Source organism: Citrobacter sp. wls717, from assembly GCF_005280955.1.
Classification (GTDB): Bacteria; Pseudomonadota; Gammaproteobacteria; order Enterobacterales; family Enterobacteriaceae; genus Citrobacter; species Citrobacter werkmanii.
On sequence record NZ_SZWW01000006.1, the window covers coordinates 157439 to 171509 of the forward strand.

19 protein-coding genes and 1 pseudogene are annotated in these 14071 nt (G+C 45.7%); 14 read left to right on the plus strand and 6 right to left on the minus strand.

Annotation, left to right across the window (positions count from 1 at the left end; all coding sequences use genetic code 11):
* Positions 1–65: 65 nt before the first annotated feature.
* The 4 genes from FDX09_RS03130 to FDX09_RS03145 all read right to left on the minus strand — a co-directional run bounded on the left by FDX09_RS03130 (position 66) and on the right by FDX09_RS03145 (position 2804).
* Positions 66–1001: a glycosyltransferase gene (locus FDX09_RS03130; protein WP_137346776.1), complete on the minus strand. Its 936-nt coding sequence runs from the start codon at positions 999–1001 to the stop codon at positions 66–68.
* 417 nt (positions 1002–1418) lie between these two features.
* Positions 1419–1811, minus strand: a complete 393-nt coding sequence (locus tag FDX09_RS03135) for a putative zinc ribbon protein (RefSeq protein WP_019106746.1) — start codon at positions 1809–1811, stop codon at positions 1419–1421.
* Between the two features lie 114 nt (positions 1812–1925).
* Positions 1926–2132, minus strand: coding sequence for an AlpA family transcriptional regulator (locus FDX09_RS03140; protein ID WP_019106747.1), 207 nt, complete (start codon positions 2130–2132; stop codon positions 1926–1928).
* An 84-nt stretch (positions 2133–2216) separates the two neighbouring features.
* Positions 2217–2804: an inovirus-type Gp2 protein gene (locus FDX09_RS03145; protein ID WP_045902469.1), complete on the minus strand. Its 588-nt coding sequence runs from the start codon at positions 2802–2804 to the stop codon at positions 2217–2219.
* A gap of 394 nt (positions 2805–3198) precedes the next feature.
* Between FDX09_RS03145 and FDX09_RS03150 the strand changes: the two genes are divergently transcribed.
* From FDX09_RS03150 to FDX09_RS03200, 11 genes and pseudogenes are all read left to right on the plus strand, one after another.
* A complete protein-coding gene (locus FDX09_RS03150; protein ID WP_235937440.1) occupies positions 3199–3867 on the plus strand; it encodes a hypothetical protein in 669 nt (222 codons plus the stop codon).
* Between the two features lie 96 nt (positions 3868–3963).
* Positions 3964–4851, plus strand: coding sequence for a GTPase (locus FDX09_RS03155; RefSeq protein ID WP_137346778.1), 888 nt, complete (start codon positions 3964–3966; stop codon positions 4849–4851).
* Between the two features lie 176 nt (positions 4852–5027).
* Positions 5028–5435, plus strand: a complete 408-nt coding sequence (locus FDX09_RS03160) for a hypothetical protein (protein ID WP_137346779.1) — start codon at positions 5028–5030, stop codon at positions 5433–5435.
* 4 nt (positions 5436–5439) lie between these two features.
* A complete protein-coding gene (locus FDX09_RS03165; protein ID WP_226375877.1) occupies positions 5440–5922 on the plus strand; it encodes a hypothetical protein in 483 nt (160 codons plus the stop codon).
* An 83-nt stretch (positions 5923–6005) separates the two neighbouring features.
* Positions 6006–6824: a DUF932 domain-containing protein gene (locus FDX09_RS03170; protein WP_137346780.1), complete on the plus strand. Its 819-nt coding sequence runs from the start codon at positions 6006–6008 to the stop codon at positions 6822–6824.
* Positions 6821–7084: a DUF905 domain-containing protein gene (locus FDX09_RS03175; protein ID WP_137346781.1), complete on the plus strand. Its 264-nt coding sequence runs from the start codon at positions 6821–6823 to the stop codon at positions 7082–7084. Before FDX09_RS03170 ends, FDX09_RS03175 begins: the two co-directional genes overlap by 4 nt.
* Positions 7085–7158: 74 nt before the next feature.
* Positions 7159–7596 carry an antirestriction protein gene (locus FDX09_RS03180; protein WP_137346782.1) on the plus strand — a complete coding sequence of 146 codons (438 nt, stop codon included), beginning with the start codon at positions 7159–7161 and terminating at the stop codon, positions 7594–7596.
* A gap of 12 nt (positions 7597–7608) precedes the next feature.
* Entirely contained in the window at positions 7609–8151 is a 543-nt protein-coding gene (gene radC / locus FDX09_RS03185) for a DNA repair protein RadC (protein ID WP_017900962.1), read from the plus strand.
* The gene (locus FDX09_RS03190) at positions 8148–8369 is read left to right on the plus strand and encodes a DUF987 domain-containing protein (RefSeq protein WP_071600415.1); all 222 of its coding nucleotides are present in this window, start codon (positions 8148–8150) and stop codon (positions 8367–8369) included. Before radC ends, FDX09_RS03190 begins: the two co-directional genes overlap by 4 nt.
* 25 nt (positions 8370–8394) lie before the next feature.
* Positions 8395–8751 (plus strand): type IV toxin-antitoxin system YeeU family antitoxin, encoded by a 357-nt coding sequence (locus tag FDX09_RS03195; protein ID WP_137346783.1) that lies wholly within the window; start codon positions 8395–8397, stop codon positions 8749–8751.
* A 21-nt stretch (positions 8752–8772) separates the two neighbouring features.
* Positions 8773–8862 (plus strand): annotated as a pseudogene (locus FDX09_RS03200) (TA system toxin CbtA family protein); the annotation flags it as partial.
* Positions 8863–9072: 210 nt separating this feature from the next.
* Here the strand turns inward: FDX09_RS03200 and FDX09_RS03205 are convergent.
* The gene (locus FDX09_RS03205) at positions 9073–9915 is read right to left on the minus strand and encodes a hypothetical protein (RefSeq protein WP_137346784.1); all 843 of its coding nucleotides are present in this window, start codon (positions 9913–9915) and stop codon (positions 9073–9075) included.
* 474 nt (positions 9916–10389) lie between these two features.
* On the opposite strand from FDX09_RS03205, the gene FDX09_RS03210 reads away from it, so the two are divergent.
* The 3 genes from FDX09_RS03210 (at position 10390) to FDX09_RS03220 (ending at position 13243) form a co-directional block, all read left to right on the plus strand.
* The gene (locus tag FDX09_RS03210; RefSeq protein ID WP_137346785.1) at positions 10390–10992 is read left to right on the plus strand and encodes a site-specific integrase; all 603 of its coding nucleotides are present in this window, start codon (positions 10390–10392) and stop codon (positions 10990–10992) included.
* Between the two features lie 262 nt (positions 10993–11254).
* Positions 11255–12529, plus strand: coding sequence for a RelA/SpoT domain-containing protein (locus FDX09_RS03215; RefSeq protein WP_137346786.1), 1275 nt, complete (start codon positions 11255–11257; stop codon positions 12527–12529).
* A 276-nt stretch (positions 12530–12805) separates the two neighbouring features.
* Entirely contained in the window at positions 12806–13243 is a 438-nt protein-coding gene (locus FDX09_RS03220) for a hypothetical protein (protein ID WP_137346787.1), read from the plus strand.
* A gap of 396 nt (positions 13244–13639) precedes the next feature.
* Here the strand turns inward: FDX09_RS03220 and FDX09_RS03225 are convergent, their stop codons facing one another.
* Entirely contained in the window at positions 13640–14023 is a 384-nt protein-coding gene (locus FDX09_RS03225) for a hypothetical protein (RefSeq protein WP_137346788.1), read from the minus strand.
* Between the last annotated feature and the right edge of the window lie 48 nt (positions 14024–14071).

Sequence of the window (14071 nt, forward strand, 5' to 3'; positions counted from 1 at the left end):
AACAATTTAGTCAGAAAGCGTGAAATTACGCTGTGCGCAGGTGTCGTGTAGCAACGCACAGCTTATCAGAATAGCTTGCCCAGCAGCTTAATAAAGAAAAACACATCGCTAAAACTGCTGATACCTCTGAATAAATGGGCTGCGAATATGTTCGCTTTGAAGTAGTCCTTCATGCCCGATTTATCCCCAACGCGATTGCGGTAAAGCCCCAAAAAGTGACGAGCCTCCACCAGCGCATGCCGGTACAAAAATACCTTTATTTTTTTGTTTTGTTCCGCTAACTGGATGATTTCCGCGATCACTTCAACATAGCTTATAGCACGAATATCATAGTAATCCGGTCGGTGTGTGATAGAGGTCTTAGTACTGATATAGATATAGTCCTTAACATCCAACACGCAGAACCGGCCATTGCTCGTTGCAAGATGAACCGTCCAAAGAATGTCTTTATGGCTCCTACCAGGCTGGAAGCGCAGTGAATGCTGCCTGACATAGGATGACCTGACCATTTGCAGCCACAGGTAATGTGGCCATTCACGGCGTGTTACACAGTGTCTTATCCACTCATGCCCTGACAGAATCGCCCCATATGGTTGCTTTCGGTGGACTGCTCTTCGATAGTGGTGGTCAGCATCAGAATGCCAGCCATAAAAGATCATGACGTCGGCCTGCAACGCACTAGCTGCTTGCCATCTTTTTTCAATGAACCCATCTGCTATATCGTCGTCCGCATCAAGGAATATAACCCACTCTCCCTGGTGCAAGGCTAGAGCAGTATTTCGGGCAGCATAGACACCTTGATTGGCCTGCTCGATCAGAATGAGCCGGTCATCGTGGATTTGTCGGATAATGCTGCCGGTACCATCGGTAGAACCGTCGTCAACAACGATAAGTTCAATAGCTACGTGGTTTCCGCTAAGGATTTTATTAACCAGACAACCAATGGTCGCAGCGGCGTTGTAAACAAGGATAATGATGCTAATGTCGATTTTATTTTTCATGCTGAATTACGACCTCCTTTCGTTACCGTCGTTCTGACGTCTGATCGGGATAATTCGTCTTTCCCTGATTTCCTGGTCGATATCAAATAAGCACTCATCGCAAAATTCTTTATCGAGTGAGAGCCATCGCTCAAGGACACCTCTTTTTTTGTTGCAACGTGCACATCTCTTCATCTTTCTGCGCCCTGGAGATCTCATTCTGTGGGTTACATGGAAAATGGACGTAGCAAGCCTCAGCTAGATAACTAACCGTAATTAAAGACTTTTCTGCGAGCAATGTATGATAAGGATAACCAGGCAGGGCGCATGAAAGATAATCGTTTTGATAGATCAGTTTCTCGATATTGATCGTTCGTGCCGATCGATATGGTGTGTGGCTAAGTTAAAAGGGAAAGGTGGAACGTGGCCTAGAAGCGCTTAGCCCGGAGTTCGCTCAATGCTATAGATTCCAGAATGGCAATTTATACAATGCTTATTGCCAACGTAATCCTCGCTACAGAGTACGCAATGCCAGTGAGTAGGCGGTTTGCTGGATGTATCGATAGCATAAGTGACCTGCCGTAGTTTTCTGATGCGGGCAGCTTCTTTCTCCAGCGGGTCGACCCAGGCGCACATCATCAGTTCGTGGTGAGATATTGAGTGCTGGATATGTTCAAACCAGGGGCCTTCTTTCTCATCCTCTTTATGTAAGATAAGCCTGCAGCCGCAGCTGGCGCAGGTCCAATGGCCTCCTGTTTCGTCAGAGGCCTCTTTTGCATTAACAAATTTGTTCCGGGCATTGTTGGCCAAGTAGCATTTTAAAATCCGCATGAGTTTTTCCTTTGAGCCGTGCTTTAGGCCGACGGATGACACGCATGGGCAAGCCGCCCCTAAATGGGTAATGCTAGTCAGGCTATCGGCGGAGTTAAATCTGGGAGGGAGAGGTTATTGGCGGGATTGGTCGATACGCTGCTGTAACCAAGCTTCTACTTCGCTTTGCAACCAACGAGAGCTTCTGCCCAGCTTAATGGGTTTCGGGAATTCGCCGTTTTTTATAAGGAAATAAAACCATTTATCCGTCAGGCCTGTGAGCCGGGTGATAAACGCCATCGTCACCAGTTGGTCGTTAAGAACGCTGTAGTCTGTGGTCATCGTCTTTCTCCTTGAGTGAATGGGAGAAGGAGTCGGGTCAGGGAAACGCAGACTCCTTCAAACGATGAGGCACTGGCGTATTTTTTAACTGACCTTCCGCCGTCTGCCCGCTGCCGATGGAGCAGGGATGTCACTTAACTGGCAGATAACGCCCAAAGTCTTCTGCTCCTGCTTGCTGAGATAGCTCAAGATGTACTGCATACTCTTGCGGCCCTTAATGTCGTCGTAGGGCGTTACCCATTCACCCCGTGCTCTGTACTCCTCCCTGGGCTCGCACCGGTGTGTATGTCCTTCTCCCCATGTCACGTATTTCCAGGTATCCCTGAGCGTTTCATAGACGGTCCATGCACGGCGGTGTTTCTGACCATTGAGGTAAAACGCCGCGTGGATGTGAAAACCATGTCGCTCGGTATGCTCCAGTACCCATGCGTAGCCCACCAGCCCCTTAATATCTTGGCTACGTTGAATCAGTAAGGTGATATCGGCCACTGTAGAGTGAATATCGCCCTCACCATGGGAATCACTGTCCTGCAGATACGAGAAGTCCACCCGTAGCATCAGCAGCTTGGAATAACGCTCAAATAATTGATCCTGATGACGTCGCAGCTTTCGGTTCAGGGTCGGGTGCTGAACATAGCTAAGATTGATATCGTTAATGTCGCGGTATGACATGTCTGGTTCTCCATGTGAGTGTAATCGTCATGGGAATGGACATTGGCGTCAGTTTTGAAATGGGATGCAGGTGAGCGGCATTGTAATCTCAGTACAGTACTGGTTACTTAACTCGTGGTGTTGGTCCGGTGAGAAGGGGGAATAGTTATGAAAGTGCTTCTCTATAAAATATCATTTTATTCCTTAATTAAACGCTCGCCCTTCAGGCTGATGAACCCGCCGAAAAGGTAAATCCATCGTTGTTTAAGGCCCCCAATGGAGGTAGAGAACCTCCCCGCCGATAGCCACCTTGCTGTATAAATTTTGTGCAAAAACTGCTAAGGGCTAATGCATTGACTTATAATGATTTAGCTATAACATGTATGTTAATTTACATAACTTGTATGTTTTAAAAATGAACAGCTACTACTCAGCTCGCCAGGCCAAAAGCATCGGTAAATCCTTTACGACATTATTCCAGAATCTTTCTGCTGACGGCTCGGTCAAGGCCCTGAAATTCTCTTTTGTGATAACACCGCTGGATGGGAAGACTGCTTATCATGACGACAGAGGTGCTGAGCATTCAAAGAAGGTTCATCTTGCTCTGAAGCTGTTTTTGAACCACATGCGGGTGCTTAAATATGGGAAGTGCGTTACCGGGTATTCATGGCTAATGTGCAACGAAAAGCGTGTAAACCGACCCTATATTTATATGCTGTTTTACATAACCGGGAGCACTGGCGCCGATAAAGTTGCGGAATGCCTGCGCGATTTATGGATACGTTCGGTTGAAAAGGCGAGCCTGAAAGAAGGCTGGTACGGTTACCCGGTGGTGTTCAACTATAATCTTGAATTGGGCAACAAGGTTTTTTGCAAGGGTAATCATGCACTACTGGATGGTAATGTCGAGTGTCAGAGCGGATCATTCATTTTCGATGACCTTTGTGGCGGTACGGCTAATTTTAAAATTAGCTCGGATAATCCGAAATTGTTCCTGAGTTACCTGGGTTCACTCAGATTGAGCATGCGCTCAATTTCCGGTGTGAGAGCATGGGGCTGTTCGCAGCTAAAAGATAAAAACTAAAAAAATTACAGTTATATATCATCTTACTGAATTCCCTTCCGTATCACTTCAACAGGCCATCCACCCGGATGGCCTTTTTGCTATCTGGAATCTGCCATGAAAAAACCTTCAGGTTATGCCCTGATCCGCCGTCACCTGCGGCGCTATCCACGTTCTTTACGCCAGTCCTTAATCCATGAGCTGGACCAGCTTGTTACCTGCGAACCGGTGATTGGCATCATGGGCAAAACTGGCGTCGGCAAATCGTCGCTTTGTAACGCGCTGTTTCGCAGTGAAGTCTGTGCTGTTAACGCGGTTGAAGCCTGTACCCGCGAGCCTCAACGGGTTCGTCTGCGCTTTGGCTCTCACTATTTGACGCTGATTGACCTGCCCGGCGTGGGAGAAAGTCTGCAACGTGATGACGAGTACCGCGAACTCTACCGGGAACTGATGCCTCAGCTTGATATGGTGCTGTGGGTGTTAAAGGCGGATGACCGCGCCTTCACGATAGAGGAGCAGTTTTATCAGGCGGTCTTTGTCGGGTACAACGGGCCGCAGCCTCCATTGATATGGGTACTGAATCAGGCGGACAAGACCGAACCGGCAGAGCAATGGAACTGGTCTTCCGCGCAACCCTCAGTGCTGCAGGCTGAACATATTACTCAGAAACAACAGGCTGTCGCCCGCCAACTGGGAATTGCAGAGCGTGATTTGCTGGTCATCTCCGTCAGGGGGCGTTACCGGCTGTCGCGCCTGGTGGAGGCCATGATTACCCGTCTCCCAAAGCAGACCCGCAGCCCGCTGGTGCCGCACCTGCAAACCGGCTATCGCACTGAAGTCGTGATTAGCAGCGCCCGCACCGGCTTTGGCGAGGCGGTCGTGGAGGTGATTGACCGCATCATTGATTTGGCCCCGCTACCGCAGGTTGCCCGCTCGGCCCTTCAGGCCGTGACGCATACCGTGGCCCGCGCCGCCCGCACGGTCTGGTCCTTCTTCTTCGGTTGACTTTCTCCGTGCATCCCACATTTCGATAAGTTTTTTCGTTCATACACGATCGAAATTCTCGATCGACCCGATCGGATATCTTCATTATCCAGGCGAAAAACCCACTTATAAAATCCCCGGGCACACATTCACTGAGTCAGCGCGACAGCGCACCTGTCGCATCACAAGGAGCCAATATGAACATGTTCTCTGCCGCCGCCGCCGTAATGGCGTTGCTGGCAGGCCTCGTCTCATCTGCGGTAAGCGCAGAAAATGACGTCATCAAAGTCGATATCCAGAAAAGTGGCTGGGAGTGCAATGACTGTGTCTACGTCACTGTGACTGCCCGCACGGAGCGGATTCAGATAAAAAAGATCGATGTAAACCGGGGCAAATGCCCGCAGCTGAAGCAGGGCGTGACCACCATTCAGGGTCAGAAGATGGAGGGGTGGTGGCCCAATAAAGACCCGTTCACGCCCCGTACGATGCAGTTTGCTGACAGTCTGACCTGGCGATTTGGCAACACGCTCTGGCAGAAGGGTATTACCTGCAATGTTATTGAAGCCCGGATATTCACTGACCTGGGCGTATTCACTTACAGCTGAAACCATGATGAAAATAAAACAAACAACCCAAAAAATTGTCTCCCTGTTGATAATGGTCAGTCTGGCAATGAGCGTCGGAGTATCTGCGGCACCCGCCGGGAATGAGTCCCGACTGATCACAGATGAGGCCGGATATCTGGTCTGCCAACGGTGTGGCCCGGACCACAAGGACATCTACCTGATGGCAGAGTATCCGGCGGGCTCGCGGGAGAAATCCGTGAATTATCACCTGGTCCGGGATATGAGTCGCTACACCTTTCTGATGTCTTCGGATGCCCCGGCGACTGCGGCGAATCAGACGCCGGATTTCTGGTACATCGATAAGCAATCATCCACCCCGGCGCTGAACAGCATTGTCTTTGACGACGATAATTCGGCACTGTCATCCGCAGAGCACATCACCGTGACAGAGGCTGGTGGCAAGACCCGGCTCAACGTTATCTGGGCGAATGGGAAGCGCAACATCTTCATCCTCGATAATCCTTAACCCTTACCCAGTCAGTACCCCCCCAGCGCCCTGCTCATTCGAGCGGGGCGTTTTCTTTTGTGCCTTCAGATAAGGAAACAACCATGAAATTAGCCAGCCGTTTTGGCGCGGTGAACCTTGTTCGCCGTGACCGCCCGCTCACCCACGAGGAGCTGGCGCACTATGTGCCGAGCGTGTTCAGTGAAGACAAGCATGAATCCCGCTCAGAACGTTATTCATATATTCCGACCATCACCCTGCTTGAAAACCTGCAGCGTGAAGGGTTCCAGCCCTCCTTTGCCTGTCAGACCCGCGTGCGGGACCCCGGCAAACGTGAACACACCAAACACATGCTGCGCCTGCGCCGTGAAGGGCAAATCACCGGTAAGCAGGTGCCGGAAATTATTCTGCTGAACAGTCATGATGGGTCCAGTTCCTATCAGATGCTGCCGGGACTGTTTCGTGCTGTTTGTCAGAATGGGCTGATATGCGGGGAGAGTTTTGGAGAAGTACGTGTGCCGCATAAAGGCAACGTGGTGGAGAAAGTCATTGATGGGGCATACGAAGTGCTGGGGATATTTGACCGGGTGGAGGAGAAGCGCGATGCGATGAATTCACTCCTGCTACCGCCACCTGCTCAGCAGGCGATGGCGAAAGCGGCACTGACTTACCGTTTCGGGGAAGAGCATCAGCCGGTCGCAGAGTCACAAATTCTTGCGCCACGCCGCTGGCAGGATGAGAGCAATGACCTGTGGACCACGTACCAGCGCATTCAGGAAAACCTGATTAAAGGCGGTCTGTCCGGTAGAACGACCAAAGGCAAACGGGCCCATACCCGCGCAGTGAAAGGCATCGATGGGGATGTGAAGCTCAATCGTGCCCTTTGGGTCTTGGCTGAAAACATGCTGGAGCTCGCATCATGACCGCGCAGAAAGAAAAGGGCCATAGCCTGCTTCCGGCCGGACCTTTTACCCGCCAGCAGGCGGAGTACGTCACCGCGGCATACCAAAACATCTTCATCGAGGATGACCAGGGAAGCCATTTTCGGCTGGTCCTGCGCGATGCGGATGGCCGGATGCTGTGGCGGGACTGGAACTTTGAACCGGAGGCCGGGACCGGGCTTAATGCGTACATCCGGGACTACGGCATCCTGCAGGGCCCTCTCAGCCGCCTGCCTTATTAACCACATTGCCACGCATTCATTTTTCCCCTGACCCGCCAGCCTGAACCGCTGGCTTTTCATTACCGGAGAAACCCATGACTGACACCAAAAATGAACTCATCATTTCCGCCGCTGTTGTTGCCGACGAGCAGCGTATCCACTTCTGGCCGCAGCACTTTGGCAGCATCCCGCAATGGATAACACTTGAGCCCCAAATCTTCGCCTGGATGGACGGTCTGTGTTCCGATTATCACGGCGGCATCTGGACCTTTTATACGCTTAACAACGGGGGCGCGTTTATGGCCCCGGAGGCTGATGAAGACAACGAAGATAAATGGACGCTGTTTAACAGAATGAACGGTAACGGGGCTGGACTCACCCGCGAAGCTGCAGGGATAGTCGTTTGCCTGATGGCATACAGCCACCATGCCTGTCGTACCGAATGTGACGCGATGACTGAGCACTATTATCGCTTACGCGACTACGCGCTGAACCATCCGGAATGCAGCGCCATTATGTATCTCATTGACTGAGGAATGCCTGACATGAATACCGTATTATCCCCGGTGTCATCGCAGCCTGAACTCTTTCCGCTGACGGTTATGGCCCAGCATGGTTGTCTGCTCCCCGCGACATCTGGATTGACGCCCTATGCCCAACGGACCATCCGCCGCGCTATCAACCTGCTGGATAAATATCTTCGTCAGCCAGGCATATCATTTACCTCAAGTACGGCAGCCCGTGACTGGCTTCGGTTACAGCTGGCAGGACAAGAACGGGAAGTGTTTATGGTGCTCTATCTCGATAACCAGCATCGTTTACTGGAGAGTGAAACGCTATTTGCCGGTTCGATTAACCATGTCGAGGTCCATCCTCGAGAGGTAGTGAAGTCAGCGCTTCGCTTCAATGCAGCAGCTGTCGTGCTGGCGCATAACCATCCATCCGGCGACCCGGAGCCCAGCCAATGCGATCGCAACATTACCGGTAGGCTTAAAGAATCCCTGGCACTGGTTGATGTGAACACGCTTGATCATTTGGTCGTCGGTTCAGATGGCATTGTGTCGTTTGCGGAGCGAGGGTGGATATGAAAATCATCAGTAAACGCCAGGCAATGGCTTTGTACCGACAGCATCCAGGCTCCCGGCTGTTTCACTTCTGTACCGGCAAATATAAATGGTCTGGAAGTATCTGCCATTATGCTGGCCGGGAAGTTCAGGACATACGCGGTGTTCTGGCCGTGTTTGCTGAACGCCGTCAGGACCGCAATGGTCCCTATGTCATTCTTAGAAGTGTCACTCTCAATTAATCCTTCCCTTTAATCAGGAACAATAATGAACAATCACTCAGACCCCGGTACCAAACCGGAGAATCCCACCTGTCAGCAGTGGGGGCTTAAACGCGCTATTACACCCTGTTTTGGCGCTCGTCTGGTACAGGAAGGCAGTCGAGTGCATTTTCTCGCTGACCGAGCCGGGTTTAACGGTGCTTTCAGCGATGATGACGCGCTGCACCTGGATCAAGCCTTTACGTTGATACTCAAGCAACTGGAGCTGATGCTCACCAGCGGAGAACTCTCTTCACGGCATCAGCACTGTGTCACGCTTTACCACAACGGACTCACCTGCGAAGCCGATACGCTTGGTAGTTGCGGCTACGTATACATCGCTGTTTATCCCACTCAACTTTAATTTCTTTCACGGGAGCCATCAATGAAGTTTCTACCTGCAACAACTCTGCGTGCAGCGAAGTCATGCCCGCCACCTGTCGCTATCTGGCAAATGTTACTTACTCATCTGCTATCGGCATAGTCTTTACCAAGTTGACTTTAAACGGAGACTTAGTGTCCGCTTTGTGCCAGGAGCGGACGTAACTATAATTATTAGGCACAATTGATAATGATCATATTATCTACTAACTTACTTTATTTACATATTCCAACCAGCTACCCCGCCTAAAGTAAGCTGGGTAGCTGTTTAAAATTAATTCATCAAATAGATGACAGTTGTGGCTTATTTTCCAACTACGTAAACAGGAATCCAGTTTTGTGGGAACTTATTTTCGTTCCATACATTCCTGAATTTCTCCAGTCCCCAGAAGTCGGTTGTGACATAAAAAACTGCATAAAATATGTTGTAATCATTATCTCCGGTGTAACCCTTGACATCAGCAGCAATCTGTTCAATTGTCGACTTTAGTTTTTCTTCTGTAGACGCATATTTGTACTCTACTGCAGTGAATAGTTCTGGTATCAAAATATCAGGCTTGTATTCTTTGAAACTTTTAAGAAAATTACTTTTCGGGGTAATACTATTGTTAAAAATAACACTTAAAGTATCTTTGACTGCGTTATAAACTTCAGTTTCGGTTTTAGGGGGCGTTTCCATTCTCGCGGTAATCAAATGAGTATTTCTTAAAATCCTCTTAAGATATATTTGGCCTGCATTTCTTTTACGTTTCTCCCATGCTGACTCAGTAAACTCGAAAGATGAAAGAAAAACATTTAGTTTTGCCAAAAATACATTCTGAGGTTCTCTGAAATCCTCGCCGGTTACAAACTCACCGGAATGCTTAAGACAAGTAATATCTTCACCAAACATCTTTAGAAAAATACCAATGCAATGATTAAGATTTCTTTCATCAAGGTAAGCTAGGGTGCTAAGGTATAATGATTCTAAATTCCATGTAAAAGATTGTTTTAATTCATTAATTTCCTCTTGGAATTCAAATGAGACATCTACGTCAGGGTGGTTAGCTATCCATTCATCATACTGTTGTTCAGCTACACCTAGTTTTGCTTCTAAAGCTGCCGCATCTGCCAGCAGACTGTTTATTCTTTTCTCAATGTAATCCATTATATATCCTCTAGCACTTGATGTTGAAAATCCATATATCTAACTAATTAAGGAAGCCCCTCCTAACTCAAACGCTCATTATAAAAGGCGTAACCTGCTTATAATATTGTCTGAGCTTAAACTTTACAGCAACCTGTCAAATTATGTAAGACTTAACCGTACAAAATAATAATACCCATAATTAACCTGTTCTGTAATGTTTACGCACAATATATCAATTAATTTCGCCCCCCTAAGAGCGTTTTTTGCTAAGGAGCATCTCTAAGAACGTCTCGGTTTTGACGTCTGCCTAGCATACTAAAATATGACATTAATGGTTGATCAATTTACTATGTCATGTCGATTCGCTAAACACATCAGCAAAATCAGAGAACATTCATATATAGTTTAGCTTAGGTCTGAGTGACAAACTTCTGCTTTTCGCTCATTAGGGACAACCATACTCAAATCTCCCACATTGCAGGAGATTTGAGTATGAACACGTCATCGTGGAACAAAGACCGTATCATCGGCCAAAAAAGACCACTTCAGATATCTCACATCTGGGGGATACGAATCCGACTTGAACTAGAAGGTAAAACGCGCGATTTAGCTCTGTTCAATATGGCCTTGGACAGTAAGCTACGAGGCTGTGATCTGGTCAAACTCAAAGTATCTGATGTTGCATATGGTAGCTCTGTTTCAAGCAGAGCTACGGTGTTGCAACAGAAAACCGGTAGCCCTGTGCAATTTGAGATAACCAAAGGGACAAGAGAAGCTGTTGCTGCATTGATAAAGCTTGGCAATTTGCATAGTAAAGACTTCTTGTTTCGGTCTCGAGTCGGAACTAACCAGCCCATATCAACCCGGCAATACAACCGAATTTTTCATGGGTGGGTAGAAAAGCTTGGTCTCGAAGATTCGCTTTATAGCACTCATTCCATGAGAAGAACAAAACCTTATCTAATCTACAAGAAATCCAAGAATCTCCGGGTGATCCAACTTCTGTTGGGCCATAAGAAACTGGAAAGCACAGTCCGTTATTTGGGCATTGAAGTCGATGATGCATTAGAGATCTCTGAATCGATCGAAGTCTAAGGTTGTCAGGGCTGCAACAGCAGCCCTGTGCCAGAAGTGGACATATCTTCAGATATTCTTATGGTGAAAACACACAGCCATCAATTATTGTTCAATATAAATAATCAGAGTATGTTAGATTTTCATTCGTAAGTAACATCTCATCAGAAAAGTGCTTTATCACGGTGCCAAAAGTGGATAATCTACCACCTATTCATCTAGAATTCGTTAGGTTTCTTTATCATTCTATTCAGTGTTCTTATACAAGGAGTAGTTAGTCTCTATGAGTGTTATAAAAGATTTCTTAGAACAATATAGCAAGCAGTATGATTACTATTCAGAGTTGGCAAAAATTGGCTCAAACTTGCTTGAGCAGGAATTGGAAAAGAGAGGAATTAAAGCCATAGTTTCATTCAGAGCTAAGCGACCAGACCGCTTAGAACAAAAACTTAATCAAAGAAATGAAAAGTCAGCATATGCAGATGTTGCTAATATATATGAAGATATAGTCGATCTGGCCGGTGTTCGAGTGGCTTTATATTTCCCAAAAGACAGGGAAGTAGTTGATGAAACTATTAATTTTTTATTTAATGTCCGAAAAAAGAAAAATTTCCCAGAAGCATCCCACAAACCTAAATTTGAAAAAAGATTTTCTGGTTACTGGGCATCTCATTACCGTGTTAATTTGAAAAACTCTAACCAAAATAAGAAACGTTACGAAAGTGCATTATTTGAGGTTCAGGTAGCATCAGTTCTCATGCATGCCTGGTCCGAAGTCGAACACGACCTCGTTTACAAACCTCTAGCAGGCGATTTGTCCGAAGAGGAACTTGCAATCCTGGATGAGATTAATGGATTGGTGCTTACTGGCGAAATAGCTCTTGAAAGACTTCAAAAAGCCATAACAAAAAGAACCAAAGAAAAAGATAATATTTCAAGTAGATATGAATTGACGAGCTTTATAACTAATTCACTTAATAAGAATTATATAAACAAACTTAAATTAGGTGATACTAAAATTTTATTTAATTATCTCAAAGATAATTCTAGTATAAGCGTTAGTGAACTTTCTGAATATTTGCGTAAAATTAATCAAAGTGAAAAAGAAACGATCACAGATCAATTGCTTCTAATGATTATTAATGATTCATATAAGAGCGTTGGAAGTAATTTAAATCTTTCAAATTATTTCAAACATGCTCTTGGGGAACATAAGGACGTATCAGGGTTTGAGTCATTTGTTAAAACATGGATTTTACTAGAAAAAGCAGTGTCTTTAATTCACAATCAAAACAATCGTCAGCACAAAAAATTCTTCACAGCAAAATTTGAGCCATTAGTTTCTGACGGAGTGCTGACACGGGAAGAGTCAATTGAACTAAACCATTTCAAAAGAATTAGAAATAACTTACTTCATGGTATAGAAACACCTAACGATAAAGATCTAAACGAAATGTTCGTAAGATTGTTAGCATTAACCGAGAAGATTATCTCATCTATTAAAAATGATGATGATAAAGCTAAGTTGCTCAAAGAAATAAAGACATTGAGTGATTGAAATATGAGGTAAAAATTATGTTCATAGAGTAATTATTGTTTTGTATTCAGAGCCTGAATTTAAGCAAAATGATCTGTCCGCTCCTAGCTCTTAGCTGATCTTACGGCTCTTTAGCAGGTCGGTGTGGTGTCAGGTGCGGACGGTTTGTAATAATTCATGCTATTTAAAATAGTTTTGCTTATCATTGGACACTTAACAATCTTTTCTAACCTTGAGAGCTGAGGATAGGATTGAAATACGATTAAGCGTTTAATAAGCCACTGAAGGGAGGTTCGGATGAACTCATTACCACACCAAAAGATTGTATTTAAGCAGCCTGATTTGTGTCATCACTGCCAATCTCACTATGTAAGTGACGTTAAGGTTATAACTATTGAAAAGAATTTGAGTTACGGTTGGAGGATCCACGGTAAAGGAACTCTACATGTAGAATGCAGATGCCCAATGTGTGGCATGATGTATACCTCTACTGAAAAAATGATACCAATTGAATGTGATAGCTATCTTTGCCCAAGTTGTAATGATGCAGAAAACCTTGAATATAAAGTTTGTAAAATAGAAAGAGACGAAAATGACTTTACATTTGAGGCCGAAATTTCTTGCAGGAAATGTCATAAGACAAATAAGTTTAGCCAAGCATTGAAGCGATGTTTAAATATAAAGAAAGTAGAAATAAAAACGACTGGGGTTACCATCGAGCGATTTGACGAATAGAAATCAACATATGGTTGCTGGTTCTCAATACATTTCAACAATGAAACGTATTGAGAACGATAAAACAGTATCACTTGTAATGATTAAAACCATCCATAAAAAATGCAAGTGCAATTTCATCATGGAAATATAAATCTATGTTCCATGGTATAATATCGACTTACCGCTCATAGCTGTCGGTTAATAGTCTCGTATTCAGCATCAGAGGAGACAGTTCAATAGCTGCTGGACTGAATTGACCGCATGCCTAGGGGAGAACTGCCGAGCTTGGCCGTCTCCAGTGTGTCAAAAGCGGCAATATCTAATAGCAGATTGCATGGAACAACGGAAATCAGATCAAATAGCCGTTATTGACGTATGAGGCAAATCCTCCGCAAAGGCGGGGTTTGAACGGAGCTACAATCTTTTAATCAGATTCTCAATATTGGCTGGTTCAAAGTAATGCTGATTAACTTCGCCATTTATGAGGAAACCTTCTTTTAGTAGGCCTTCAAGCTCACTCTCTGCCTCTTTATTGAAGATGCCAGGATATATTCTCTTGTATGACTGAAAGGTACCTCTCATATTCCTGTAAGCATTCTCCGCGATTTCGAATGAGATCTCGTTGCCTGCGTTGAAGACCGGTATGAAGATCTCAAGAATATCATTCTTTAACTTCTGTTTAAGTTTCTTTTTTTCAATAATATTTGAATAACAGATACCTAAAATGAAGGTGAAGATACCTGGAACCCAATTGTTAATGAAAACTTCAAAAATCCCTTTAATAGACAAAGTGTCCACTAATTTACTCCTGAATTAAGATTGCGGTTCATAAAGCATAAACTCCGT

Bases quoted from the DNA above. Each gene is read 5' to 3' on its own strand.
- FDX09_RS03130 (WP_137346776.1), bottom strand. From the start codon at position 1,001: ATGAAAAATAAAATCGACATTAGCATCATTATCCTTGTTTACAACGCC.
- FDX09_RS03135 (WP_019106746.1), bottom strand. From the start codon at position 1,811: ATGCGGATTTTAAAATGCTACTTGGCCAACAATGCCCGGAACAAATTT.
- FDX09_RS03140 (WP_019106747.1), bottom strand. From the start codon at position 2,132: ATGACCACAGACTACAGCGTTCTTAACGACCAACTGGTGACGATGGCG.
- FDX09_RS03145 (WP_045902469.1), bottom strand. From the start codon at position 2,804: ATGTCATACCGCGACATTAACGATATCAATCTTAGCTATGTTCAGCAC.
- FDX09_RS03150 (WP_235937440.1), top strand. From the start codon at position 3,199: ATGAACAGCTACTACTCAGCTCGCCAGGCCAAAAGCATCGGTAAATCC.
- FDX09_RS03155 (WP_137346778.1), top strand. From the start codon at position 3,964: ATGAAAAAACCTTCAGGTTATGCCCTGATCCGCCGTCACCTGCGGCGC.
- FDX09_RS03160 (WP_137346779.1), top strand. From the start codon at position 5,028: ATGAACATGTTCTCTGCCGCCGCCGCCGTAATGGCGTTGCTGGCAGGC.
- FDX09_RS03165 (WP_226375877.1), top strand. From the start codon at position 5,440: ATGATGAAAATAAAACAAACAACCCAAAAAATTGTCTCCCTGTTGATA.
- FDX09_RS03170 (WP_137346780.1), top strand. From the start codon at position 6,006: ATGAAATTAGCCAGCCGTTTTGGCGCGGTGAACCTTGTTCGCCGTGAC.
- FDX09_RS03175 (WP_137346781.1), top strand. From the start codon at position 6,821: ATGACCGCGCAGAAAGAAAAGGGCCATAGCCTGCTTCCGGCCGGACCT.
- FDX09_RS03180 (WP_137346782.1), top strand. From the start codon at position 7,159: ATGACTGACACCAAAAATGAACTCATCATTTCCGCCGCTGTTGTTGCC.
- radC (WP_017900962.1), top strand. From the start codon at position 7,609: ATGAATACCGTATTATCCCCGGTGTCATCGCAGCCTGAACTCTTTCCG.
- FDX09_RS03190 (WP_071600415.1), top strand. From the start codon at position 8,148: ATGAAAATCATCAGTAAACGCCAGGCAATGGCTTTGTACCGACAGCAT.
- FDX09_RS03195 (WP_137346783.1), top strand. From the start codon at position 8,395: ATGAACAATCACTCAGACCCCGGTACCAAACCGGAGAATCCCACCTGT.
- FDX09_RS03205 (WP_137346784.1), bottom strand. From the start codon at position 9,915: ATGGATTACATTGAGAAAAGAATAAACAGTCTGCTGGCAGATGCGGCA.
- FDX09_RS03210 (WP_137346785.1), top strand. From the start codon at position 10,390: ATGAACACGTCATCGTGGAACAAAGACCGTATCATCGGCCAAAAAAGA.
- FDX09_RS03215 (WP_137346786.1), top strand. From the start codon at position 11,255: ATGAGTGTTATAAAAGATTTCTTAGAACAATATAGCAAGCAGTATGAT.
- FDX09_RS03220 (WP_137346787.1), top strand. From the start codon at position 12,806: ATGAACTCATTACCACACCAAAAGATTGTATTTAAGCAGCCTGATTTG.